Source organism: Amphritea atlantica (genome assembly GCA_024397875.1).
GTDB lineage: Bacteria > Pseudomonadota > Gammaproteobacteria > Pseudomonadales > Balneatricaceae > Amphritea > Amphritea atlantica_B.
This window is the reverse complement of sequence record CP073344.1, coordinates 3,947,809-3,971,249: the sequence shown is the minus strand read 5'-3', so window position 1 is coordinate 3,971,249 and position 23,441 is coordinate 3,947,809. Positions and strand designations below refer to the sequence as shown.

General features: G+C 51.2%; 19 protein-coding genes and 1 pseudogene. 11 read left to right on the top strand and 9 right to left on the bottom strand.

Features of this window, described 5'->3' with window-relative positions; all coding sequences use genetic code 11:
• Positions 1-38: 38 nt before the first annotated feature.
• The 4 genes from KDX31_18295 to KDX31_18280 all read left to right on the top strand — a co-directional run bounded on the left by KDX31_18295 (position 39) and on the right by KDX31_18280 (position 4,008).
• The gene (locus tag KDX31_18295) at positions 39-1,223 is read left to right on the top strand and encodes a Re/Si-specific NAD(P)(+) transhydrogenase subunit alpha (GenBank protein ID UTW03245.1); all 1,185 of its coding nucleotides are present in this window, start codon (positions 39-41) and stop codon (positions 1,221-1,223) included.
• Positions 1,223-1,510 carry an NAD(P) transhydrogenase subunit alpha gene (locus tag KDX31_18290; protein ID UTW03244.1) on the top strand — a complete coding sequence of 96 codons (288 nt, stop codon included), beginning with the start codon at positions 1,223-1,225 and terminating at the stop codon, positions 1,508-1,510. The genes KDX31_18295 and KDX31_18290 overlap by 1 nt, the downstream gene beginning before the upstream one ends.
• A 2-nt stretch (positions 1,511-1,512) precedes the next feature.
• Positions 1,513-2,919: an NAD(P)(+) transhydrogenase (Re/Si-specific) subunit beta gene (locus KDX31_18285; protein UTW03243.1), complete on the top strand. Its 1,407-nt coding sequence runs from the start codon at positions 1,513-1,515 to the stop codon at positions 2,917-2,919.
• Positions 2,920-3,114: 195 nt separating this feature from the next.
• On the top strand, positions 3,115-4,008 hold the full coding sequence (locus tag KDX31_18280; protein ID UTW03242.1) for a DMT family transporter: 894 nt from the start codon (positions 3,115-3,117) through the stop codon (positions 4,006-4,008).
• Between the two features lie 125 nt (positions 4,009-4,133).
• On the opposite strand, the gene KDX31_18275 is transcribed toward KDX31_18280, so the two are convergent.
• The 5 genes from KDX31_18275 to KDX31_18255 all read right to left on the bottom strand — a co-directional run bounded on the left by KDX31_18275 (position 4,134) and on the right by KDX31_18255 (position 10,675).
• Positions 4,134-5,636, bottom strand: a complete 1,503-nt coding sequence (locus tag KDX31_18275; protein ID UTW03241.1) for an NCS1 family nucleobase:cation symporter-1 — start codon at positions 5,634-5,636, stop codon at positions 4,134-4,136.
• Positions 5,637-5,920: 284 nt separating this feature from the next.
• Positions 5,921-6,322 carry a DMT family transporter gene (locus KDX31_18270; GenBank protein ID UTW03240.1) on the bottom strand — a complete coding sequence of 134 codons (402 nt, stop codon included), beginning with the start codon at positions 6,320-6,322 and terminating at the stop codon, positions 5,921-5,923.
• Positions 6,323-6,440: 118 nt separating this feature from the next.
• Positions 6,441-7,883: a dihydropyrimidinase gene (gene hydA, locus KDX31_18265; protein UTW03239.1), complete on the bottom strand. Its 1,443-nt coding sequence runs from the start codon at positions 7,881-7,883 to the stop codon at positions 6,441-6,443.
• Between the two features lie 109 nt (positions 7,884-7,992).
• Positions 7,993-9,495, bottom strand: a complete 1,503-nt coding sequence (locus KDX31_18260) for an NCS1 family nucleobase:cation symporter-1 (GenBank protein UTW03238.1) — start codon at positions 9,493-9,495, stop codon at positions 7,993-7,995.
• Between the two features lie 190 nt (positions 9,496-9,685).
• On the bottom strand, positions 9,686-10,675 hold the full coding sequence (locus KDX31_18255) for a LysR family transcriptional regulator (GenBank protein ID UTW05448.1): 990 nt from the start codon (positions 10,673-10,675) through the stop codon (positions 9,686-9,688).
• A 227-nt stretch (positions 10,676-10,902) separates the two neighbouring features.
• Here KDX31_18255 and KDX31_18250 point away from each other — a divergent pair, with 227 nt between their 5' ends.
• From KDX31_18250 to KDX31_18230, 5 genes are all read left to right on the top strand, one after another.
• Entirely contained in the window at positions 10,903-12,246 is a 1,344-nt protein-coding gene (locus tag KDX31_18250; protein ID UTW03237.1) for an aspartate aminotransferase family protein, read from the top strand.
• A gap of 58 nt (positions 12,247-12,304) precedes the next feature.
• A complete protein-coding gene (locus KDX31_18245) occupies positions 12,305-13,795 on the top strand; it encodes a CoA-acylating methylmalonate-semialdehyde dehydrogenase (GenBank protein UTW03236.1) in 1,491 nt (496 codons plus the stop codon).
• A 182-nt stretch (positions 13,796-13,977) separates the two neighbouring features.
• A complete protein-coding gene (locus KDX31_18240; GenBank protein UTW03235.1) occupies positions 13,978-14,646 on the top strand; it encodes a response regulator transcription factor in 669 nt (222 codons plus the stop codon).
• 133 nt (positions 14,647-14,779) lie between these two features.
• Positions 14,780-15,883: a 7,8-didemethyl-8-hydroxy-5-deazariboflavin synthase CofG gene (cofG, locus tag KDX31_18235; protein UTW05447.1), complete on the top strand. Its 1,104-nt coding sequence runs from the start codon at positions 14,780-14,782 to the stop codon at positions 15,881-15,883.
• Positions 15,884-16,088: 205 nt separating this feature from the next.
• Complete coding sequence (locus KDX31_18230) at positions 16,089-16,799, top strand: DUF5020 family protein (GenBank protein ID UTW03234.1); 711 nt, start codon at positions 16,089-16,091, stop codon at positions 16,797-16,799.
• A 325-nt stretch (positions 16,800-17,124) separates the two neighbouring features.
• Here KDX31_18230 and KDX31_18225 read toward each other — a convergent pair whose 3' ends face one another.
• The 4 genes from KDX31_18225 to KDX31_18210 form a co-directional block, all read right to left on the bottom strand.
• On the bottom strand, positions 17,125-20,232 hold the full coding sequence (locus tag KDX31_18225) for an efflux RND transporter permease subunit (protein ID UTW03233.1): 3,108 nt from the start codon (positions 20,230-20,232) through the stop codon (positions 17,125-17,127).
• Positions 20,229-21,341, bottom strand: coding sequence for an efflux RND transporter periplasmic adaptor subunit (locus KDX31_18220; GenBank protein ID UTW03232.1), 1,113 nt, complete (start codon positions 21,339-21,341; stop codon positions 20,229-20,231). Before KDX31_18220 ends, KDX31_18225 begins: the two co-directional genes overlap by 4 nt.
• 79 nt (positions 21,342-21,420) lie before the next feature.
• Positions 21,421-21,855 carry a hypothetical protein gene (locus KDX31_18215; GenBank protein ID UTW03231.1) on the bottom strand — a complete coding sequence of 145 codons (435 nt, stop codon included), beginning with the start codon at positions 21,853-21,855 and terminating at the stop codon, positions 21,421-21,423.
• 1 nt (position 21,856) lies between these two features.
• On the bottom strand, positions 21,857-22,108 hold the full coding sequence (locus KDX31_18210) for a zinc ribbon domain-containing protein (GenBank protein UTW03230.1): 252 nt from the start codon (positions 22,106-22,108) through the stop codon (positions 21,857-21,859).
• A gap of 144 nt (positions 22,109-22,252) precedes the next feature.
• Here KDX31_18210 and KDX31_18205 point away from each other — a divergent pair.
• Together KDX31_18205 and KDX31_18200 are read left to right on the top strand one after the other, a co-directional pair.
• Positions 22,253-22,597: pseudogene (locus KDX31_18205) on the top strand (4a-hydroxytetrahydrobiopterin dehydratase).
• 84 nt (positions 22,598-22,681) lie between these two features.
• Positions 22,682-23,302 (top strand): DUF2799 domain-containing protein, encoded by a 621-nt coding sequence (locus KDX31_18200; GenBank protein ID UTW03229.1) that lies wholly within the window; start codon positions 22,682-22,684, stop codon positions 23,300-23,302.
• Positions 23,303-23,441: the final 139 nt, after the last annotated feature.

Below are 23,441 nucleotides of genomic sequence, written 5' to 3'. Positions count from 1 at the left end.
TATTGTTTGAATAAACGGGCCGCTTAGGGAGTATCGATATGAGAATTGGTATTGCAAAAGAAACATCGGCAAATGAGTCCAGAGTTGCGCTAACGCCTGAAAATGTAGCGCGATTGTCGGGCTCAGGTGCAACATTTGCGGTTGAAAGTGGTGCGGGCCTTGCGGCCGGTTTTAGCGATCAGGATTATCGGGATGCCGGCGCAGAGATAAACCTGTCGGCAGAGGATATCTATCGGCAGTCGGATATTCTGGTGAGGGTGAATCTGTCCGGCCAAATGTTAAATACGGTATCTGCCTCGCTGCAGAGCAAGCAATTATTGATAGGCATGATGGATCCTTTAGCGGAACCCGAACGGTTTACTACTCTGGCAGAGCGGGGCGTAAGCAGTATCGCTATGGAGCTGATTCCCCGGATCAGCCGGGCACAGAGTATGGATGTGCTCTCCTCTATGGCAACGATTGCCGGTTATAAGTCGGTACTGCTGGCGGCCAGTGCGTCACAGAGGATCTACCCAATGATGATGACGGCGGCAGGTAACCTGAGCCCTGCCCGGGTATTCATTATGGGGGCGGGCGTTGCCGGTCTGCAGGCTGCCGCGACTGCAAAGCGAATGGGAGCTGTGGTTGAAGCCTATGATGTGCGTCCGGCGGCCCGGGAACAGATCATCTCTGTGGGTGCTAAGCCCATTGAGCTGGAACTTGACGCGAACACCGCTGAAGATCAGGGCGGTTACGCTCAGGAGCAGGGGGAGGCGTTTCTCCAGCGCCAGCGGGAGTTGATGGCGGACGTGTTAAGTCAGCAGGATATCGTTATCACGACCGCTGCGATTCCCGGTGCTAAGTCTCCGGTTCTCATTACGGCTGATATGGTCCGACAGATGAAGCGGGGCGCTGTGATTGTCGATCTGGCATCAGAACGGGGGGGCAACTGTGAGCTGACTCAGTATGGCAAAGTGATCGTTGCAGAGGGTGTCACTATCATCGGCCCGGACAATATCACCTCAACCGTCGCGCATCATGCCAGCCAGATGTACGGTAATAATATAGAGAATCTGCTTAACCACATTCTTGATGATCAGGGACGCCATGCGCTGGACTTTGATGACGAGATTATTCAGGAATCAGTAGTGACTCATGCTGGGGATATCCTCAACAACAGGATTCGTGAAAAGCTGAATCTGCTGCTACTGGGGCGTGAGTCTTTGCTGAAGGAGGTCGCCTAATGGAAGCCTTCATTATTTTACTATCACTGTTTGCGCTGGCGGTGTTTCTCGGCGTTGAACTGATTACTAAAGTGCCACCAACCCTGCATACCCCGTTGATGTCCGGTAGTAATGCGATCTCAGGTATTACGATTGTCGGTGCTATTCTGGCGGCCGGTTCTGGTGATGCGTCTGGCGTCATTGTCCAGTTGCTGGGATTTGTTGCGATTGTGTTTGCAACGATCAATGTGGTGGGCGGTTTTATGGTCACTAATCGTATGCTTAAGATGTTTAGGCGGAGGAGCTGATAATGAACAGCGTGATTATTAATCTCTTCTATCTTGTTGCCGCATTATTGTTTGTGGTGGGTATCAAAGGTCTGACGCGTCCGAAAACCGCGGTCAGCGGTAACCGCATGGCGGCACTGGGAATGCTGGTGGCAATTGTCATTACTCTGCTGGACCGGCAAGTGATCCACTATGAAATAGTGTTTGCAGGGCTGGCGCTCGGAACGCTCATGGGCGCGTTGATGGCGGTTAAGATCCAGATGACGGCTATGCCGCAGATGGTTGCGATCCTCAATGGACTGGGGGGCGGCGCGTCCCTGGGGGTGGCGGCTGCCAGTTATTTTTCCTTTATGGCGACAGACAGCGAACTGTCCAGCGCTACTCTGATTGTGGCCAACTGTGCAGTGATGCTGGCGATATTGATTGGTACGGTGACATTCTCCGGCAGTGCGGTGGCGTTTGGTAAGCTACAGGAGATTTTGCCGGGCCAGGCGATCGGCTTTAGCGGTATGAAGTTTGTCAATCTGGGATTGTTGCTGGCATCGTTGGCTGTGGCCCTTCTGCTGATCACGGGTCAGGCTGGCATGGGAGGCTTTATCCTTTTAGTCGCGTTATCGCTGCTATTGGGTGTCACCCTGGTGATGCCGATAGGCGGTGCTGATATGCCGGTGGTGATCGCCCTGCTCAATTCATACTCAGGTATTGCTGCGGCGGCGGCTGGGTTCATTATGGGCAACAATGTTCTGATCATCTCGGGAGCGCTAGTGGGTGCTTCAGGTATTATTCTTACCCGGATAATGTGTGTGGCGATGAACCGGTCTCTGCTGAATGTCCTCTTCGGTAAGATGGCCGAGGCTGATGGCAATAGTATTGATGCCGATGAAGTGTATAAAGGTAAGGTGACTTCGTCTTCGCCGGATGAGGTCAGTATGATGCTGGAAGATGCTCAAAGAGTCGTCATCGTGCCGGGATTTGGGCTGGCGATGGCGCAGGCACAGCATGCGGTACGGGAGTTGGCTGATACCCTTGTGAGCAGAGGTATCACCGTTGAGTTTGCTATACACCCCGTAGCCGGTCGGATGCCTGGCCATATGAATGTCTTATTGGCAGAGGCGGAAGTTGAGTATGACAGTATGAAAACCATGGAGCAGTCGAATCCCAATTTTGGTAAAACCGACGTGGTGATTGTGATTGGCGCTAATGATGTAACTAATCCGATGGCCCGGGAAGATAAAGGCAGCCCGATCTATGGCATGCCAATACTGAACGTCGATCAGGCAAAGAGTGTGGTCATCGTTAAGCGGAGTTTGAGTCCAGGCTTTGCCGGTTTGCCGAATCCACTGTTCGCTATGGATAATGCGGTGATGCTGTTTGGTGATGGCAAACAGGCTATCATGGATCTTACTGCTGCATTGCACGAAGCAGCCTGATTTTTACGTGTATAAACTTAACAACCCGGCTGGATAATCACAGACCGGGTTTTTTGCCTGATCTTTGGGGCTTTGTTGCGGGAGGCGGGATAGCTTCTTACCACGATGTGGTAACCATTGTGCCTTTGATGACGTACCCGGGTTTACGCATTAGTACTCTCTGATGCAGATGTGATTTTAAGTCTTGAGGACTTTATGGAAACGAACCCTCTGCGCGGCATTTTTTGCATGATGGGCGCCATGCTGCTGATCTCTGTTCAGGAGGCTTTGGCGAAATATTTAGGTGAGTTCTTACCTGTGGCGCAGGTCGTCTGGGCACGTTATCTGGGACATCTGGTGTTGATGATAGTCTTTCTCTGGCCTCGGCATGGTGCGAAGCTGCTGAAGTCTGAACAGCTATTCACTCAGATTGGTCGTTCACTGATCCTGTTGATTGATACGGTGTTGTTTTTTTTCGGCTTGACGATGCTGGGTCTTGCCGAAGCGACCGCCATTTTTTTCACTGTGCCATTGTTAGTCTTGTTGATATCAGTTCCATTGCTGGGCGAGCGGGTTGGTATCGCTTCAATTGTTGCTATTGCGGTCGGGTTTCTTGGTACCCTGATTATTGTCCGGCCCGGCATGAATGATCTGAATTCTGCTCAGACCGGGATAGGTGCTCTGTGCATTTTTGGCTCGGCGTGCTGCGCAGCTATTTATAACGTGACTACGCGAAAGTTGTCGGGCAATGACCCCCTGCCTGTCACGTTGTTTTATACCGCGATGGTCGGTGCTATAACAGCAAGCTTATTTGTTCCTTTTGTCTGGCAGATGCCGTCATCCCTTCTGGTATGGGCTGCTCTTCTCTGCATTGGGTTATTTGGTGGAATGGCCCATAGCCTGATAATTATCTCCCATAAATACGCACTGGCAACGACGGTAGCTCCCTTTATGTATTCTCAGATATTCTGGGCATTGGCTCTGGGGTGGCTATTATTCGCAGATCTTCCTGACTTGCCTGCATATCTGGGGGGCGTGATAGTTATCGGCAGCGGACTTTATCTGTTTTGCCATGACTATTCACGGGTTCGAACGGTTCACAAATCATAAGCCGGGAGTGCCCTCTTAACTACATCCGTTTGGGAAAAGCATCTCGGGGTTAGCGAGTTAAGGTAGCGACTGAGCTGGAAAGGCTGCCCCCGGCGTGGCGCAGGGGGCGGTGTGATATCTGAGTGTTATTCGCTCTGGGGGATCATTTTGCCGGCTTCTACGGCGTGCCCCTTGGCGCACAGCCAATAGGTTAAACCGCCGAGAATTGATCCGGTAAACCAGCCGTACTGGTAGAACCAGCTGAGCTGTCCGGTCATCAGCGAATAGAGGGTCAGTGCCACCGGAATGGCGAAAGCGATAAAGCCATTGATGTTAAAGCCGCTGTAGATTCCATGGGTTTTATACAGATCGGGCAGACTGAGCTGCTGGCGTTTAATGACGAAGTAATCGACGATCATGATGCCGGCAATCGGCCCTAGCAGTGATGAATAACCGAGTAACCAGCCACTGTACATCGCCTCAACGCTGACATCGGATTCAATCAGTCCCAGTTTTTTCAGTAGTTCCCAGGCCATCAACAGAACGCCGATCAGACCGGTCAGCAGCACGCCACGGGTCTGGTTGATCTTCTTGGGTGCAACATTCTGGAAATCGTTGGTCGGGGAAACGATATTCGCTGCCGTGTTGGTCGACAGGGTCGCAATGATAATGATCACCATGGCGATAACCACCCACACCGGGCTGTCTATTTTACCGATCAGGGTCACTGGATCAGAGATGGTTTCCCCTACCAGCGTGGTGGATGCTGCGGTCAGTACCACGCCCAGCGCAGCGAAGAAGAACATGGTCAGCGGCAGGCCGATAATCTGTCCGGCAATCTGGTCTTTCTGTGAACGCACATAGCGACTGAAGTCAGGAATATTAAGCGACAGGGTTGCCCAGAAACCAACCATGGCAGTGACGCCAGCAAAGAAGTATCCCCAGAAAGAAGCCCCTTCCGGACGGTTGGCAGGGATCGCGAGCAGTGCTTCATAGGAGATTTTAGGACTGGCCCACATCATCAGGCCGATGCCCACCGCCAACAGCAGGGGGGCCGCCAGGGTCTCCAGAACCTTAATCGACTCAGCGCCTTTAATCACGATATAGAGGTTGAGTACCAGAAAGGTGAAAAAGCCGATGACTTCACCGGTACCACCCAGGGATTCCCATCCAGGCAGCAGGTGTGAGAGCAGGATATGGATGGCGAGGCCACCGAACATGGTCTGTATTCCGAACCAGCCACAGGCGACCATCGCCCGGATCAGGCAGGGGATATTGGAGCCGACCATGCCAAAAGATGATCGCAGGAGAACCGGAAAGGGTATGCCGAACTTTGTGCCGGGGAATGCATTCAGTGTCAGTGGAATCAGCACGATGATATTGGCTACCAATATAGCCATCAGTGCTTCCATCACGGACAAACCGAAATACGCAGTGAGAACGCCACCGAGGGTATAGGTTGGGACGCAGATCGCCATCCCTACCCAAAGGGCGGCAACATTCCATACATTCCAGGTGCGTTCTTTTACTTGAGTGGGGGCGATGTCTTCGTTGTAGTGGGCACTATCGGAGACATCAGAGCCGGTCTTTAGCTCGTAGAACTCACCCACTTTTATGGCGGATGATCTGTCTGGCTTATTTATACTCATTGTGCTTCCTCATGTTGAGCCGGAAAGGTTCTAACAAGAGTGCTGCAGATAGCGTGCCATTATTTTACCATCTGTAAAATATATAGGACGCGCTAAAAATAAGACTTATTTTCAATGAGTTGAAGTGTTACAGATGTGGGTTGAAATGCTGTTCAGAGGTTTTAATTTGAACGCTCTGCCGAATTAAACTGTTTTTCTGCGTATTTATAGTGCGATCTGCTCCAAGGCAGTGCGCGGGTGATCATTAGCGAAATCGTTACTTTAAAGCAGACTGATAACAGTCGTCAGAATTTTCGGACCAGTAATACACCGGTCCCTATCAGGATGACGCCGAGGATTCGCCAGAGATTAATCTCATGAACATTGAAACCGACAGCGCCAAAGTGATCGAGCAAGAGTGAAGCGAGAATCTGCCCGCTAATGACCAGTGCCAACAGTGTCGTTGCACCAAGCCTGGGAGCGAAAAAGGCCATGCAGGTAACAAAAAATGCTCCCATCAGGCCGCCGCTCCAGGCCCATAGCGGTGCTTCTTTGAGTTCATCAAAAGAGGGCCAGGTGAGCCGCAGACTACTGTATACCATCAGGAGTGTCAGGGTACCGACGAGAAAAGAGATTCCAGACGCCCAAAGCGCATTTCCACCGGCACGGGCCAGTTGGGCATTCACCCCTGCCTGAAGCGGTAACATGCTTCCTGCGAAGAGTGCTGCAAGCATACTAAGCCAAACTATCATGGTGCAATTGCTCTATCTTAATGGGTTAAGCGAAGCTGAGGGGGATCGCTCCCCCGGTACTGATGACGCGGTTTTATGTGCGTTTCACGGCGACTGGTGTATTCAGTTCAGCTTGTTTTGATAGTGCTTCAAACACCGGATTGAAGGCGGGGCGGTTGATATAGCGTCCGGCCCCTTGTTCGACGTTGAGCTGACCATTCGCCCAGACTGTTTTACCCCGGCTGATGGTGTGGGTCGGGATACCTTTCACTGTTTTACCTTCAAAGATATTAAAGTCTACATTCTGGTGGTGGGTCTTGGCTGAGATGGTACGTGTGCCCTCTGGATCCCAGACCACAATATCAGCATCGGCACCCACAGAGATGGAGCCCTTCTGTGGGTAGATGTTAAAAATTTTGGCGGCATTGGTTGAAGTTACCGAGACAAACTCATTCATCGTCAGCTTACCGCTGTTGACCCCTTCATCCCAAAGGACAGCCATACGATCTTCTACCCCGGCGGTACCGTTAGGTATTTTGGAAAAGTCATCTTTCCCCGCAGCTTTTTGGTCCGCGCAGAAAGCACAGTGATCAGTGGCGGTAGTATGCAGATTGCCACCCTGAATACCTTTCCAGAGTGCGCTTTGATGTTCACTGGAGCGGAAGGGAGGGCTCATGACATGGGCCGCAGCAAATTCAAAACTCTCATTCCGATAAACGCTGTCATCAATAACGAGATGGCCTGCCAGACATTCGCCATAAACACGCTGGCCTTCGTTACGGGCGCGGGTGATTGCCTCAAGGGATTCTTTACATGACACGTGGACGATATAGATGGGTACATCCATGACCTGTGCGATCTGGATTGCGCGGTTGGCCGCTTCACCTTCTACAATAGGCGGACGGGATAACGGATGGCCTTCCGGGCCGGTTATTCCTTTACTTAACAGTTCTTGCTGTAGCTGGAAGACTAATTCGCCATTTTCGGCGTGGACCGTTGGCATAGCGCCTAACTCCATGCAACGGCGGAAACTCTTCACCAGGGTTTCATCATCGGCCATGATGGCATTTTTATACGCCATAAAGTGCTTAAAGCTGTTCACGCCATACTCCTTAACCAGCGTTTCCATATCCGCCGCTACCGAATCATCCCACCAGGTAATCGCAACATGAAAACTATAGTCCGCGGCAGATTTTTCAGCCCACTCACGCCATTTTTTGTAAGCGTCCAGCAGTGACTCCTGTGGGGCCGGGATAACAAAGTCAATAATCGTCGTATTGCCTCCGGCAAGACCCGCAGCGGTGCCGGTGAAAAAGTCATCGGTCGCGACAGTACCCATAAATGGTAGCTGCATATGGGTATGAGGGTCGATACCGCCAGGCATCACATATTGGCCTGAAGCATCGATGATTTCAGCACTGGATGGAACATCGAGATCAGGACCGATGGCTACAATCTTGCCATTTTCACAGTAGATGTCTGCACGAAACGTCTGGTCGGCGTTAACGACAGTGCCATTTCGGATGATAGTGGACATAGACACAACTCCTCAGTGTATTAGGGGTTGGCAGAGCAGTTGTCTGCCATTAAAAATAACAACGCTAACGGGTAAAACTGCCCTCTGCACAGGAACAGAGGGCCCTGGCTTAGTCGTTCTGCGTTACCAGACTGACGGTTGCTGCGGAGAAATTTTTAGCGCAGAACCAATAGGTTAAACCGCCGAGAATTGATCCGGTAAACCAGCCGTACTGGTAGAACCAGCTGAGCTGTCCGGTCATCAGCGAATAGAGGGTCAGCGCCACAGGAATGGCGAAAGCGATAAAGCCGTTAATGTTAAAGCCGCTGTAGATACCGTGGGTCTTATACAGATCAGGCAGGCTGAGCTGCTGGCGTTTAATGACGAAGTAATCAACGATCATGATGCCGGCAATCGGCCCTAACAGTGATGAATAACCGAGTAACCAGCCACTGTACATCGCTTCAACGCTGACATCGGATTCAATCAGTCCCAGTTTTTTCAGTAGTTCCCAGGCCATCAACACAACGCCGATCAGACCGGTCAGCAGCACGCCACGGGTCTGGTTGATCTTCTTGGGTGCAACATTCTGGAAATCGTTGGTCGGGGAAACGATATTCGCTGCCGTGTTGGTCGACAGGGTCGCAATGATAATGATCACCATGGCGATCACCACCCACACCGGGCTGTCTATTTTACCGATCAGGGTCACCGGGTCAGAGATGGTTTCCCCTACCAGCGTGGTGGATGCTGCGGTCAGTACCACGCCCAGCGCAGCGAAGAAGAACATGGTCAGCGGCAGGCCGATAATCTGTCCGGCAATCTGGTCTTTCTGTGAACGCACATAGCGGCTGAAGTCAGGAATATTAAGCGACAGGGTTGCCCAGAAACCAACCATGGCAGTGACGCCGGCAAAGAAGTATCCCCAGAAAGAAGCCCCTTCCGGACGGTTGGCAGGGATCGCGAGCAGCGCTTCATAAGAGATTTTAGGACTGGCCCACATCATCAGGCCGATGCCCACCGCCAACAGCAGGGGGGCCGCCAGGGTCTCCAGAACCTTAATCGACTCAGCGCCTTTAATCACGATATAGAGGTTGAGCATCAGAAAGGTGAAAAAGCCGATCACTTCACCGGTACCACCCAGGGATTCCCATCCAGGCAGCAGGTGTGAGAGCAGGATATGGATGGCGAGGCCACCGAACATGGTCTGTATTCCGAACCAGCCACAGGCGACCATCGCCCGGATCAGGCAGGGGATATTGGAGCCGACCATGCCAAAAGATGATCGCAGGAGAACCGGAAAGGGTATGCCGAACTTTGTGCCGGGGAATGCATTCAGTGTCAGTGGAATCAGCACGATGATATTGGCTACCAAAATAGCCATCAGTGCTTCCATCACGGACAAACCGAAATACGCAGTGAGAACGCCACCGAGGGTATAGGTTGGGACGCAGATCGCCATCCCTACCCAAAGGGCGGCAACATTCCATACATTCCAGGTGCGTTCTTTTACTTGAGTGGGGGCGATGTCTTCGTTGTAGTGGGCACTATCGGAGACATCGGAGCCGGTCTTTAGCTCGTAGAACTCACCCACTTTTATGGCGGATGAAGAGTCAGCTGATGCGTTCTTCATGGGACTTCCTCTTATTCTTATTTTTAAAATTCTAAATGAACTTTAGTGTTGTAAAGAGTGTATTTACGGCAATTAAAAATTTACCGTTTGGTAAATATAGTTTTTATTGATGCCTGTGGCAAATTTATTTGCCTGAATGACTCTGTTAACTTGGTTGTTTTTAACTTATTGATTATTAAGGTTTTTGTTTTTAGGTGCTCGATTCTGGTTGACTTTTTCTGGTGTGATCCTGATTTTTATCACCGCGGTTTCTTGGTAAGGGGGATTCAATTAACTGATTTAACCGGTCCATAAAACAGGAGAGAATCAGGTTTGGGGCCAGGTCTTTTCGAGCGATTGCAGCATAGGGCGTAGAGTAATTAAACTCCTCGGGCAACAGTGGTTTCATCTGGCCTGTCTCAACCCACCTTTGAGCAAAGTGGGCGGGCAGGTAGCCAATATAACAACCGGTTAATAAAAGGAAAGCGGCCCCTTCCCTATCTGATGCCTGGGCACTATTGCTAAACCTCCTTAGATGTTTTTTGATTTCCGGGGATTGCTGAGAAGAGGGGGAGACTATTTCATATTCGGTAATATGTTCTGCACTTATATGTTTTTCTGAGGTGTTAAACAGGGGATGTTCATTACCGCAGTACAGATACGATTGTTCATCGTAAAGATGAACATATTTCAGGTTCGGGTTCTTACTGAATACCGGGGCCACACCTATTTGTAGCTGCCCATCGAGCAGGTTTTTAATAACCTGGTTTGCTGGAATCATCTCAATATTTATATTTACTTCCGGGGCCTGATGTTTAAGCGCCTTGAGTGAATCCGTTATATACATGCTGGGCAGGCTAATCAGGCAGTCGGTAATACCGATCGCAAGATCGCCTTTAAGCTCTGAATGAATGGAGTTGATGCGCTGCTGAAACTCCTGGTGAGAGGCGAGCAGCTTCAGAACAGCCAGGTAAACCTGTTCCCCTTCATCGGTGAGAGAGAAACCACTTCTTCCCCGGTTGCAGAGCTTTAACGATAGCCTTTGTTCAAGATCAGACATCGCAATACTGATTGCGGCCCGGCTGATATTCAGCTCTGCTCCGGCGGCAGAAAAGCCCCCGCAGTTCACGACTGTTTTAAATATTTTGATCGTCCTGATATCAGCCCCGGCAATATGTCCTATTACATTTCTAGTTGTCATATGCACCCCAACCTGGATTTGACTGAATAGCAATCGAAGGTATATAAAATACACATAAGTTTTACCAAATGGTAAGTATTTGCTTGATTGAAAGTAAATTCTTTTGCATTTAACCGTTCGCGGAGCGGGTAGATGATGTAACCACTTAACCGCTGTGTATCCAGGCAGATCGTCGCGATGTCTGAGCCTCAGCCTGATAATAAGAAGACCTTATCGAGGTAATTGATATGTTTGAATTTGATGCTGGTAAAGCCGCGGGCCTGACTCGCGAGCAGCTGGAAGCTTACTGGATGCCCTATACCGCGAATCGCCAGTTTAAAAATGACCCGCGGATGTTTGTTGAAGCTAAAGGCGCTTACCTTACTGATGCCGATGGTCGGCAGGTTTTTGATGGCTTGTCAGGCTTGTGGACATGCGGTGCCGGTCATTGCCGTCCAGAGATTGCTGAAGCTGTTTCGCAGCAGCTTCGTCAGCTGGATTACGCCCCCGCTTTCCAGTATGGCCATCCAAAAGCTTTTGAACTGGCAAACAGAATTAAGGCGCTGACCCCGAAAGGACTGGATTATGTTTTCTTTACCGGTTCCGGTTCTGAAAGCGCAGATACTTCCCTGAAGATCGCCCGTGCTTACTGGCGTAAGAAAGGTCAGCCGACCAAAACCAAACTTATCGGACGTTCAAAAGGCTATCACGGGGTCAATTTTGGCGGTTTCAGTGTGGGGGGGATCGGTGCTAACCGAACCCTGTACGGCCTGGGTGTCGATGCCGATCATTTGCCTCATACATTGCTGAAAGAAAATGCTTTTTCCAGAGGCATGCCGGAAAACGGTGTCGAGAAAGCTGACGAGCTGCTGGAACTGATCGCGCTGCATGATGCATCCAATATTGCCGCAGTTATTGTCGAACCGATGGCGGGGTCGGCAGGTGTAATTCCACCGCCGAAAGGGTATTTGCAAAGGCTGCGGGAGATCTGTGATCAACACGATATATTGCTGATTTTCGATGAGGTCATAACCGGTTTCGGTCGTATGGGGTCTTATACCGGCGCGGAGGAGTTCGGCGTCGTGCCGGATATGATCAATGTCGCAAAGCAATTAACGAATGGTGCTGTGCCTATGGGCGCTGTGGTTGCTAAAACAGATATCTATCAGACCTTTATGGAGACCGGTGGGCTGGAATATATGATGGAAATTCCACATGGCTACACCTACTCAGGTCATCCGGTGGCTTGTGCGGCTGCGCTTGCATCTTTAGATGTTCTGGAAAATGACAAGCTGATTCCCCGGGTTAAAGAGATGAGTCCGGTTTTTGAACAGGCGCTGCACAGCCTTAAAGGCACTCAGTACATTAATGACATTCGTAATTATGGTCTGGCTGGCGGAATTACCATTGAGTCAGCTCCCGGCGAACCGGCTTTGCGTCCTTACCAGATTGCCATGAAGTGCTGGGAAAAAGGTTTCTATGTGCGTTACGGCGGCGACACCATCCAGTTGGGGCTGCCCTTTATTACCGAACGGGAAGAGATTGATAACGTCATTAATGCCATTGGCGAATCCATTCTTGAGTTGGATTAACAGACGATTCTTAACGTGATTTATCTCCGCTAAAAATATAAATATTTACGAGGTTACTATGCAAATTTTAGGTCATTTAATTAACGGTGAGATGCGTACAGGTTCAGCGCGGACACAGGCAGTATATAACCCATCCACCGGTGAGGAGAGCAAGCAGGTTGCGCTGGCCTCCGTGGCCACGGTTGAGGAGGCGATTGCCGCCGCTGAACAGGCGTTTCCTGCCTGGCGTAATACCCCTCCGGCGAAGCGTGCGCAGGTGATGTACCGTTTTAAAGCGTTACTGGAACAGCACGCCGATAAGATCTGCGAAATGATCGGTGAAGAGCATGGCAAGATTGCCCATGATGCTGCCGGTGAACTACAGCGTGGTATTGAAAACGTTGAATACGCCTGTGGTGCCCCTGAGTTGCTGAAAGGCGAGCACAGCCGCAATGTCGGCCCGGGCATTGATTCCTGGAGTGAGTTTCAGCCGCTGGGTGTGGTGGCGGGTATTACACCGTTTAACTTCCCGGCGATGGTGCCGCTGTGGATGTATCCGATGGCGATTGTCTGCGGCAACACCTTTGTACTGAAGCCTTCTGAGCGTGACCCATCCTCGACGATGTTTATCGCTCAGCTGCTGCAGGAAGCGGGTCTGCCCGCTGGTGTTATCAATGTGGTCAACGGTGATAAGGAAGCCGTTGACGTACTGCTGACCGATAGCCGTGTTAAAGCGGTGAGCTTTGTCGGTTCGACACCGATTGCGGAATATATCTACAGCACCGCGAACGCTAACGGCAAACGTTGTCAGGCGCTGGGTGGGGCGAAGAACCATGCCATCGTCATGCCGGATGCGGATATGGATAATGCGGTGAACCAGTTGCTGGGGGCTGCCTTTGGTTCCTCCGGTGAGCGGTGTATGGCGCTCTCGGTAGCGGTTGCCGTCGGTGATGAAGCGGCCGATGCACTGGTGGCGAAGATGCGTACAGCGATGGCGCCATTGAAGGTCGGGGCTTACAGTAATCGCGATAATGACTTCGGTCCGGTGATTACCCGGGCGCATCAGCTGAAAGTAAACGGTTATATCGATAGCGCTGAAGCGGACGGTGCGAAGATTGTTGTCGATGGCCGTAACCCTGCAGTGGCTGGCTTCGATAACGGTTTCTTTGTTGGCGCGACACTGATCGACGGGGTCACTGCCGATATGCAGAGCTACCAGGAGGAGATCTTCGGGCCGGTGTTGCAGGTTGTACGTGTGAATACCATGGAGGAGGCGATGCAGCTGATCAACGATCATGAATACGGTAACGGTACCTGTATCTTCACCCGTGACGGTGAAGCGGCACGCTACTTCTCTGACAATATTCAGGTGGGTATGGTGGGTATCAACGTGCCGTTGCCAGTACCGGTCTCTTATCACAGCTTCGGTGGCTGGAAACGCTCTCTGTTTGGTGATCTGCATGCCTATGGTCCGGATGCTGTGCGCTTCTACACCAAGCGCAAGACCATCACTCAGCGCTGGCCGTCCAGCGGGGTGCGTGAAGGCGTATCCTTCTCGTTTCCCAGCTGAGAGGGGGCGTCTGTTCTCATAAAAAACCATCAGGCTGATCTATTCTGTGATCAGCATGGATAATCAGCAAAGCAGGCTTGTCGGTGTTTAGCCGAGAGGCCTGCTGAGCAAGGATTCATCTGCATGATGCTCACCAGTGGATTGGTAGGGACACCTTTATAAAAACAAGAGTGAAGGTAGCTATGAGACTTAAAAAAATTCTTATTATCGATCCCAGGCCTTTATTAAGAGAGGGCTTAAAGAGTGTTCTTCGACAAACAGATCACGCTATAGGTTTTATCGATGCAGGCAATGAGTGCGAGTTTGTTAAAGCCGCCCGATACTCAAAGGCCTTTGATCTTATCTTAGTGCATGAAAGCATTTTATTGACCGCGAATCATGGAATGATAACTGCCTACCTGTACAAAACAGATAGTCCCATTATCGTCATCTGTGAAGAAATAAGTGAAAAGCTGGATATAAAACTAAAGTTTTTAAATGCTTCCGGAGTCATAAAAAATAGCGAACCTGTCGAGACAATCGTAACCCGCGTGTTCGATTTTCTCAGTCGCAGAAATCAGTCAGATTGTCTTTCGTATCCACATTGTTATGAAACTGAAAAAACGAATGTAGCTGATTATTTAGCTCAGCATATCCCTGTAGCCAATACACTTTTTACCCAAGACAAGCTTGAGTATCTGACTGAGCGACAAAGAGATGTACTGAATTACTTGAAAGTAGGTCTTATGAATAAAGAGATTGCATTTGAAATGGGTATTCGGGAATCGACAGTAAAAAGGCACGTGTCAGATATTTTTAAAAAGCTCAGAGTACACAACAGGACTCAGTTGGCTATAAGCTTAAGTTATTGAAATTATTGCAGGAATGAAAGCAATATAGAATATTTGACCAGATGGTAAAATTATTCTATATTGATCCTAGGAATCATCTAGTGGCGCCGTCATGCTGCCTGATTACAAAAACAATAACCCGGGAGGCTTTCCGATGATCACTGTTGAGCAAGCGTATAATCTTGAAAATGCCGATAGTCACCAGATTCAACAACTCAGAGATCAGGCGTCAGCACTGCGTGATCTGCACTGGGGTGATGTTGTTACTTACTCCAGAAAAGTATTTGTGCCCCTGACTAATATGTGTCGTGACACTTGCGGTTATTGCACCTTTGTAAAACCTCCCGGCTCTGCTGAAGCGAACATTATGACACCGGAAGAGGTTATGGCGGTTGTTTATCAGGGTGAAAAACAAGGCTGTAAGGAGGTCCTTTTCAGCCTGGGAGAGAAGCCTGAGAAAACCTACCCTGAAGCCAGAAAGTTTCTGGCTGAGCGAGGTTACAGTACGATTATCGATTATCTTTATGATATGTGCCTGCTGGTCATCAAGAATACCAGCATGCTGCCTCATATAAATGCCGGCACTTTATCTGAACAGGATATTATTAAACTGCGTCCGGTTTCAGCCAGTATGGGAATGATGCTGGAAAATGTCAGCCGTCGGCTTATGGAGAAGGGGCAGGCGCATTATGCCTGTCCGGATAAAGTTCCGCTGCAACGGTTACGCACGCTGGAGCTGACAGGAAAGCATAACGTGCCTTTTACCACGGGTATTCTGATTGGCATCGGTGAGACCTGGCAGGAGCGAATTGACAGTCTGATCGCTATTAATGAGATCCATAAACAGTATGGACATATTCAGGAAGTCATTATTCAGAATTTTAAAGCTAAACCGGGTACGGCCATGGCGGATGCACCTGAACCCAGTTATGAGGATATGCTGAAAACGCTCGCTGTAGCCCGGTTGATTCTTGATCACACTATCAGTATTCAGGCTCCGCCCAACCTGCAGGAGCATTACAGAGATTATCTGCGCTCCGGAATTAATGACTGGGGAGGGGTTTCCCCGGTTACCATTGATCATATTAACCCTGAGCGAGCCTGGCCTAATATTAAATCGCTGGAATTCAAATCATCGGAGTGTGGCTTCAGGCTCAAAGAGCGTCTGGCTATATATCCACAATATAAAAACCTGCCTGAAAAATATCTTTCCTACGCAATCTCTTGTCGGGTGGATGATATTGAAACAGCCGCATAATCTATACAGTTTTAACTGCCCTTTGCTTACAGTTATGGCCTGGAATTCTCCAGGCTTTTTTTTGTTTACCATTTGCTTAATCTAGTTAAGTTTTCACATGAGTATTTGGTTACAAAGATGTGTTTACCATTAGGTAAAAAAACCTCTAGTATCTTCTAGTCGATGTACAGATTGACTCGTATAAAAACAATTAGAGAGGTTTAAAATGAAAACAAAACTAATGTGTGCTCTTTGCTGTGCCGCAGTCTCAACGGGGGCATCCGCTAAGCAGTTGTGGAGCGATTTTAGTCTTAGTTACGTGAAAGGAAGTCAATTTGAGGTTGTTGACCCTGATCAGCAGACCATCACCGTAGAGCATGCCAGCGGTCATAACTGGGGTGATACTTTCTTCTTCGTTGATCGCCAGGAATCTGATGATGGTGATACCTCGACATATTTTGAGTTTTCGCCCCGTCTAAGCCTGGGTTATGTGACAGGAGCGGATCTCTCTCTGGGGTTGGTCAAGGATGTTTTTCTGGCGGGCACCTGGGAGAGTGGTGATGGGTTTGATAACTATATGGCAGGTGTGGGTGTCAGTCTCGACCTGCCTGGTTTTCAATATGCGAACGCGAATATTTATCAGGTTAATAATGACTCGACTTCGGATGATGTCATGCTGACATTAACCTGGGGTATACCTTTCTCTATTAGCGACGCAGAGTTTCTTTATGATGGCTTTATCGATTGGTCAACTGAAGAGGACGATCACGCGTCAGAGACCAACTTTACCTCTCAGCTGAAGTGGAATGCAGGCAAGCTGATCGGCACTGCGTCGCCCGTATATTTGGGTATTGAGTACTCACACTGGACCAACAAGTATGGAATTGAGGGTGCCGATGAGCGCAACCCATCGTTACTGCTGAAGTGGCATTTCTGATTCGTTTACTGTTGCAGGGTTTAACGGGATCTTATTAAAGGGAATCGACCATTTACAGCCCCTTCTTAAGCGATGGTCTGCACATTCCTGAATGACCTTAAATCCGCAGGCTCTTGTTGCGGCCTGATGATTCCGGAAATTATGTAAGGTTATAAATCACCGGAATCATCAGACCCGCCAGCATTGAGACGCTCAGCCCCGGATCACGGCGATCGACCGCCAGGGGCTGAAGTAGCAGATTGATCTGGCAGTGTTATCGGCAGGAAAACCTCTTTCGCTGGCCGACATGACCGGTAAATGGATTTTAACCGTCCCACGCAAGTGACTAGCTCCGGACTGAAGTTCTGTCATTGACCAGATGGTAGGTGACCGGAATAAGCACCAGACTTACCAGCATTGAGAAGCTCAGTCCCCAGATCACAGTCACGGCCAGGGGTTGAAGCATCTCGGCGCCGTCGCCCCAGCCCAGAGCCAGTGGCAGCATGCCGGCTACCGTGCTCAGGGTGGTCATGATAATCGGCCGCAGGCGCAGTCTGGCGGCCTCCAGGATCGCATCAGAGATGTTGTTGCCCTGATCTCTTGAGAGTTCAATATACTCCACCAGCAGGATGGCGTTGTTGACCACAATACCGGTGAGCATAATCATCCCCAGCCAGACCGGCATCGAGAGTGGCAGGGCGAGTAGCCAGATCCCTGCGGCAACGCCAATCGCGGCAAAGGGCACACCAAACATAATGATCAGCGGATTGCGCAGCGATTCATACTGGATCGCCATCACCACAAAGACCAGAAACAGTGCCAGCCCCAGCAGCAGGCTGGTGAGTTTATTCTGCTCTGCCAGCACTTTTTCCGACCCCCCGTCGTAGACGGTGTAGCCCGAAGGCATCGCAAAGCTTTCGCGCACCTTATTCACGGCCTCCAGCGCTTCTCCCAGGGTGATATCTGCTGCCAGTGCAGCGGATATCTCGACGATACGCATCTGGTTATCCCGCTGAATACTGGCCGGTGATTCGATCAGCTGCAGGCTGGCAACATCTGACAGGTGAACCGGTGGTGAGGCGCCGGTACCGGGAAACAGTAGCAGCGTCTCCATCGATTCCGGGGTGTTGAAGTGCTGTTCAGCCAGTCTGAGACGGATATCGTAGGCATGGTCATCGGTGATAAATTCGCTGATCACTTTACCCTGCAGTGCGATCTGGGTTGCCTCTATCAGGTCTGCCAGCTCTATACCCAACTGACTGGCACGTACCCGGTCGAGGGTGATCGACAGCTCATTGAGCTGATCCTCCGCCGAGTGGCTCAGGTTGCGCAGCTGAGGCAGCTTCTTAAGCCGGGTTGTCAGCTGTTCCGCCAGACGGGTGAGGGTTTTATTATCCGGTCCCTGCAGACGCAGGCTGATGTCCTCGCTGCCGCTATTGGTGCGGATTCCTCTGATACCGCGCTGTGTCATGCGTACCGAGAATCCTGCCAGTTGCAGTTTAGCGATCTGCTGTTGTAGCCGTTCGATCCACTGGTTGCTGGACAGATCCCGTTCGGTGACCGATTTCAGCTGCACAATCACCGTGGAGCGGTTGGAACGTTCCCGTTGAGAGCGGCCGAAAACGGAACCGCCCACCAGGGTAAACACCGTTGCGGTTTCCGGCTGACTGGAAAACAGCGCTTCCAGCTGCTGTACCCGGTTGTTCATCTCGGTCAGGGATATGCCGGTGTCCGCTGTAATTCTCACGGTAACCCGGCCATCATCCAGTGGTGGCAGGAAGATCTGTTTTCCACTGACAAATACCTGAGCGGAAATCCCCAGCGCAACGACAAAACTTAGCAGTGTTAACAGTCGATATTGCAGCAGTCTGCTGAGAATGGCGGTATAGCTGTGCTGCAATGCGCGTAAAAAACGGTCGGTCAGATGCCGAATGCCGCCACCATTAGTCGCTTGTCGGGTCGCGGCAGCCAGTGCCGGCACCAGTGTCAGTGCAATTACCATGGAGGCAAAAATGGCCGCCGAGATAGTGATAATCAGTTCCTGAAACAGCAGTCCGGTCAGTCCGCCGATAAACAGGAAGGGCAGCACCGCGCAGAGATTGGTTGAGGTCGAGGCGATAATCGCACTGTTAACCTCGGTGGCGGCGTTGTTGGCGGCGGCCAGCGGATGTTCATGGTTTTTCTGATGGCGATTGATATTTTCCAGCATCACAATGGTGTTATCCACCAGCATGCCGATCCCCAGCGCCAGGCCCCCGAGGGTCATAATATTCAGGGTCAGGCCGCCCAGCCCCATCAGCACGCAGGTAAACATAATGGCTATCGGGATGGCGCTGCCAATAATCAGGGTGTGACGCAGATTGCCGAGGAACAGATAAACCACGGTCATCGCCAGCAACGCGCCACTGATCGCTGCGGTGGCGGCATTGTTGAGGGCCTGTCTGACATAGATCGACTGATCTGAAACCTGGGTAACGCTGATATCTTCAGGAATAATCTGTTGTTGCTGCAACCACGCCAGCCGCTGTTTGACCTGATCGGCCACATAGGTGGTGTTGGCGGTAGGTTGCTTCTGGATCGATAGTTTTATGCCCTGGATAGCATCCGCGCGGATCAGAATCCGTTCATCTTCGGTGCTGAAATCCACCTGCGCCAGATCGGCAAGGGTCAGGGTCGAGTCGCCTCTGCGGGCAACGGGTAGCTGGCGTAACTGATCTAATGAGATGAGGCGGCCACTGATGCGGCTGTTCAGCTCATGACCGGGCATGGTGATCCGCCCAGCCGCCTGATCGCCATTGCCCTCTTTTACCGCAGAGATCAGGGTGCTGTAACTGATGTCGTAAGCGGCCATCCGCTGTTGATCCGGGATCACATGTACTTCACGGACGACGCCACCACCCACCTCAGCGGCAGCCACCCCGGGCAGATTAAGCAGCCATTTTGCGATGACATCGTCAGACCACTGGCGCAGGGCGGCACTGTCGCGAATCTGCGAGCTGATAACAAACTCCATAACCGGAATTTGTGAGGGATCGAGCTTATATATGACCGGGGCATCGATCGACTCCGGCAGGGTGCGCCTGGCCCTGTCTAACCGGGTACTGGCGTCTCGCAGGGCGATATCGATATCCTTGCCATACTCAAAGGCCAGATCTACGGTAGTACTGCCCTGAGTGGTGGTTGACTGAACATGGATAGCGTCTTCGGTGATTGCCAGCTGCTCTTCCAGCTTGCGGGTGACCCGGTCTTCCATCACGGGAGGGGGCACACCGCTGTCGACGACCCTGACCCTGATCTCGGGATAAATAATATGGGGCAACAGGTCAACCGCCAGACGATTGAGGGCGAAAGCGCCCAGTACAATCACCGCCAGTGCGATCATCACCACTCCGACAGGGTGATGAATGGACCAGTTAGCGAGTCCCTGGGAGTGACGCATCGCTTTCTGTTTCACGGTGCGGCCGTCCCGTCAGTCTGGCTATCCGCCGCCCGCTTAACAACTGTCACCTGCATGCCCGGTTTCAGGTTGGTAAAGCCGCGGGTGATCACCCGGTCTCCCGGCTCAAGCCCGGCCAGTACCTCAATCTGTTCGCCTGCCTTCAGGCCCGTTTGCAGCGGGCGTATCCGGACTGTGTCTTCATTATCAATGATATACACATAGCTGCCGTTGTCAGACTGGCGCAGGCTGGCAAAGGGCAGTAGCAATACCTGCTGTCGGGGAATTTGAAATTTTACCCGGGCAAACTGACCTGGGCGGGCCCCCTGCGGAGCCGGTTTGAGACTGATCTCCAGAGTGCCGCTACGGGTTGCCGGGTCTATGGTCGGGTAGATGCGGCTGACTTTTCCGGAGACCGCGAAGGCGTTGCTCCGGTTGGCAGTGCGCAACGCATCTATCTCTATTTCCACCGGCATATCGATGGCAAGCTGGTTGAGCAGCAACTCTGAGATATCCACTTTAAGTAGCAGACTGTCCAGATCGGCGACGGTCAGCAGCAGAGACGATTTTTCGGCAAGGTTTCCCGGTTCGGTATGACGGGAGGTCACCACACCGTCAATCGGCGATTTTATCCGGGTATAGCCGAGGCGGGTGGCGATCACCTGTTCATCGGCCCTGGCCACCGCAAGATCGGTCTCTTTTTGTGTCAGTTCTGATCGTGCCGTCAGGTTTCGTTTTATCAGGCCGCTGATTCTCTGAAGCTCTTTCTCGGCCTGCTGACGCACCGCCCGGGCACGTTGTAACTGGGCACTCAGCAGTTGGTCATCAAGTGTGATGAGCAACTCATCACGACGAACGGTATCGCCTTCGCGGGAGCGAATCTGTGTAACAATACCCTCTTCCTGGTTATAGATGTTGATGGTCTGAAAGGCTTCAAGGGTACCGGTTCGGATCCGTACAAGTTCAATATCCACCGGTTGCGCGGACAGAACTTCCACCAGATGGGGCTTTGGCTGACGTACTTTAGCAGGCGATTGCTGATCGCAACCGGACAGTATCAGGATAGCCCCGAGTAACAGGATATGAGCTTTGCAGAACATGAGCAGAAACCGCCGACTCTGTGACATAAAGGATACCCATATCTATATCACAGCTTGAATAATGTCTGACAGCAGTTTTCGTGGAACGTTAAAAAATAATGTTGTATCAGAATCCCAGGGACTGTTTCAGCGTATCGAGTAATAATTCAAACACACCGGGTTTCACTTTCTTATGGTATTCGATCCGTAACTGATCGACCTCTTTGAGTTGCGTCTGCAGCTGAGAAAGGTTGGTTTCAGTTGCCTCTGGCAGGCCACTGACGAGGGTTTGCACCTTGTTCAACCCTTCCAGGGAGAGTGCTTTGCGCTCCGGTGAGAATTCAAACGCCCGGGCGGTCTGTAATTCGGTTAAAAACTGGCTGATTTTGTCGTTGAAAACGGCGGGGTCTTGGGTATCGAGAGCCTGTTTATAGTACAGCCGCATCTCTTTCATGGTGGGCTTTAAGGCCCCGGCGGTAGCACTGGTGGAGAGCAACAGGCTCAGCAAAAGCCCCATAAAAAAAGGTGCCAGTGTTATTTTGCCTAAACGTTTAAAAAACATATCAGATTCCACAACGTCCGGGACAACCACCGCCACTCATACAGGGAGGGTTTTCCGGGTTTTTAAGGGTTTTATTGCTGATTACGCCAGCGGTGCTGAGCAGCTTGGTGACGGGCGCGTCAGCGGGTGTTGTTCCGGCGTCTAAGCCGCCAATATCACACAGGTCGGCCCAGGTTGATATTTTAATCGCCATTGGATGGCGCACTTCAATCACCGCCCCGGTGGTGTCACAACGATAATCATACGTCGGCATTGTTGATTTCCTGCACGATCGAGTCTTGTTTGGGGAGGCACTTTAACACGAATTCAGCTATCAGGTTAATCAATCTGCCTGGTGGCCAAGGCTGAGCCAATACCGGTCTATACTGTGCATCAGATACCCTTTACGGAGAGGCAGATGACTGAGAAATACCCCCTTAAAGAGCGCCGGTGTGTGCCCTGTGACGGCACTACGCCGGCGCTGACACTTGCCGAGAGTGAGCAACACTTAGCGCAGCTGGCGTCCGGCTGGTCGTTGAATGAAGCTGGCACGGAAATCCGCAAAAAGTTCCGCTTTAAAAATTTCTACCGCACCATGGCGTTCGTTAATTTGCTGGCGTGGATCGCACACAATTAGGATCATCATCCTGACCTTGAGGTCGGCTATGGGCACTGTGTGGTGTGCTTCAGCACCCATGCTATCGGCGGTCTGTCAGAGAATGATTTTATCTGTGCGGCGATGATTGATGCCCTGAATCCCTGAATTGTGCCGCTGTCGGGTATTTTGCCCTGATTCAGTTTTGATCAGGCATACTGGTCACCGGAAACGTTCAGAGGATGTATGGGCATGCATAGCCGAATTCTTATATTAATTATGACGCTCGGGGTATCGGGCTGTGCCACGCTGGACCGGGACAGTTGTCTGACGGCAGACTGGCAACTTATTGGCTTTAATGATGGTGTGGCAGGCTATGAAGCCAGCCGTCTGGAGCAGCACCGCGATGCCTGCAGTGAGTATGGTATCGCGCCACAGATGGATGATTATCTGCAGGGATATGACCGGGGTGTTTCACGTTACTGCACCGCGACCAATGGCTACCGGACTGCCCGGGCTGGAAAACAGTTGAATGCGGTTTGCAGTGGCGGACCCGGCCTGGCATTTGTCCGGGGCTTTGAGCTGGGTTCAGTGGCACATAAACAGGCGGTGCAGCTGGCGGATGCAGAGCGTGAACTCAGTACGATGAGATCGGAGCAGCGCTCGGATGACAGGGAGCTTAATGAAAAACGGGAGCAGTTGGTCGCGGATGGCATTTCCACGCAGGCCCGCTCTTTTCTGCTGCTCGAGATAGACGCGTTGCAGCATGATATGCGCGTACGCGCCACAGCGATTAAACGGCAAAAACAGGCGGTGCAGATGGAGCGCCATTATTTGAAAGATCTCGAGTCTGATCTGCGACAGCAGCTGTAAAAAAAATGCCCTGCATAAAGCAGGGCAAGTGGCCTGTTTAAAGGCGACGATGAATATATGATGAGAGTCATATAGTAAAAACAGATTTAACAAGCGGGCCGGCTGGCGCCTGATCCAGCCGGCCCTGATAAAGCTTAAG

Bases quoted from the DNA above. Each gene is read 5' to 3' on its own strand.
- KDX31_18295 (UTW03245.1), top strand. From the start codon at position 39: ATGAGAATTGGTATTGCAAAAGAAACATCGGCAAATGAGTCCAGAGTT.
- KDX31_18290 (UTW03244.1), top strand. From the start codon at position 1,223: ATGGAAGCCTTCATTATTTTACTATCACTGTTTGCGCTGGCGGTGTTT.
- KDX31_18285 (UTW03243.1), top strand. From the start codon at position 1,513: ATGAACAGCGTGATTATTAATCTCTTCTATCTTGTTGCCGCATTATTG.
- KDX31_18280 (UTW03242.1), top strand. From the start codon at position 3,115: ATGGAAACGAACCCTCTGCGCGGCATTTTTTGCATGATGGGCGCCATG.
- KDX31_18275 (UTW03241.1), bottom strand. From the start codon at position 5,636: ATGAGTATAAATAAGCCAGACAGATCATCCGCCATAAAAGTGGGTGAG.
- KDX31_18270 (UTW03240.1), bottom strand. From the start codon at position 6,322: ATGTTACCGCTTCAGGCAGGGGTGAATGCCCAACTGGCCCGTGCCGGT.
- hydA (UTW03239.1), bottom strand. From the start codon at position 7,883: ATGTCCACTATCATCCGAAATGGCACTGTCGTTAACGCCGACCAGACG.
- KDX31_18260 (UTW03238.1), bottom strand. From the start codon at position 9,495: ATGAAGAACGCATCAGCTGACTCTTCATCCGCCATAAAAGTGGGTGAG.
- KDX31_18255 (UTW05448.1), bottom strand. From the start codon at position 10,675: ATGACAACTAGAAATGTAATAGGACATATTGCCGGGGCTGATATCAGG.
- KDX31_18250 (UTW03237.1), top strand. From the start codon at position 10,903: ATGTTTGAATTTGATGCTGGTAAAGCCGCGGGCCTGACTCGCGAGCAG.
- KDX31_18245 (UTW03236.1), top strand. From the start codon at position 12,305: ATGCAAATTTTAGGTCATTTAATTAACGGTGAGATGCGTACAGGTTCA.
- KDX31_18240 (UTW03235.1), top strand. From the start codon at position 13,978: ATGAGACTTAAAAAAATTCTTATTATCGATCCCAGGCCTTTATTAAGA.
- cofG (UTW05447.1), top strand. From the start codon at position 14,780: ATGATCACTGTTGAGCAAGCGTATAATCTTGAAAATGCCGATAGTCAC.
- KDX31_18230 (UTW03234.1), top strand. From the start codon at position 16,089: ATGAAAACAAAACTAATGTGTGCTCTTTGCTGTGCCGCAGTCTCAACG.
- KDX31_18220 (UTW03232.1), bottom strand. From the start codon at position 21,341: ATGTCACAGAGTCGGCGGTTTCTGCTCATGTTCTGCAAAGCTCATATC.
- KDX31_18215 (UTW03231.1), bottom strand. From the start codon at position 21,855: ATGTTTTTTAAACGTTTAGGCAAAATAACACTGGCACCTTTTTTTATG.
- KDX31_18210 (UTW03230.1), bottom strand. From the start codon at position 22,108: ATGCCGACGTATGATTATCGTTGTGACACCACCGGGGCGGTGATTGAA.
- KDX31_18200 (UTW03229.1), top strand. From the start codon at position 22,682: ATGCATAGCCGAATTCTTATATTAATTATGACGCTCGGGGTATCGGGC.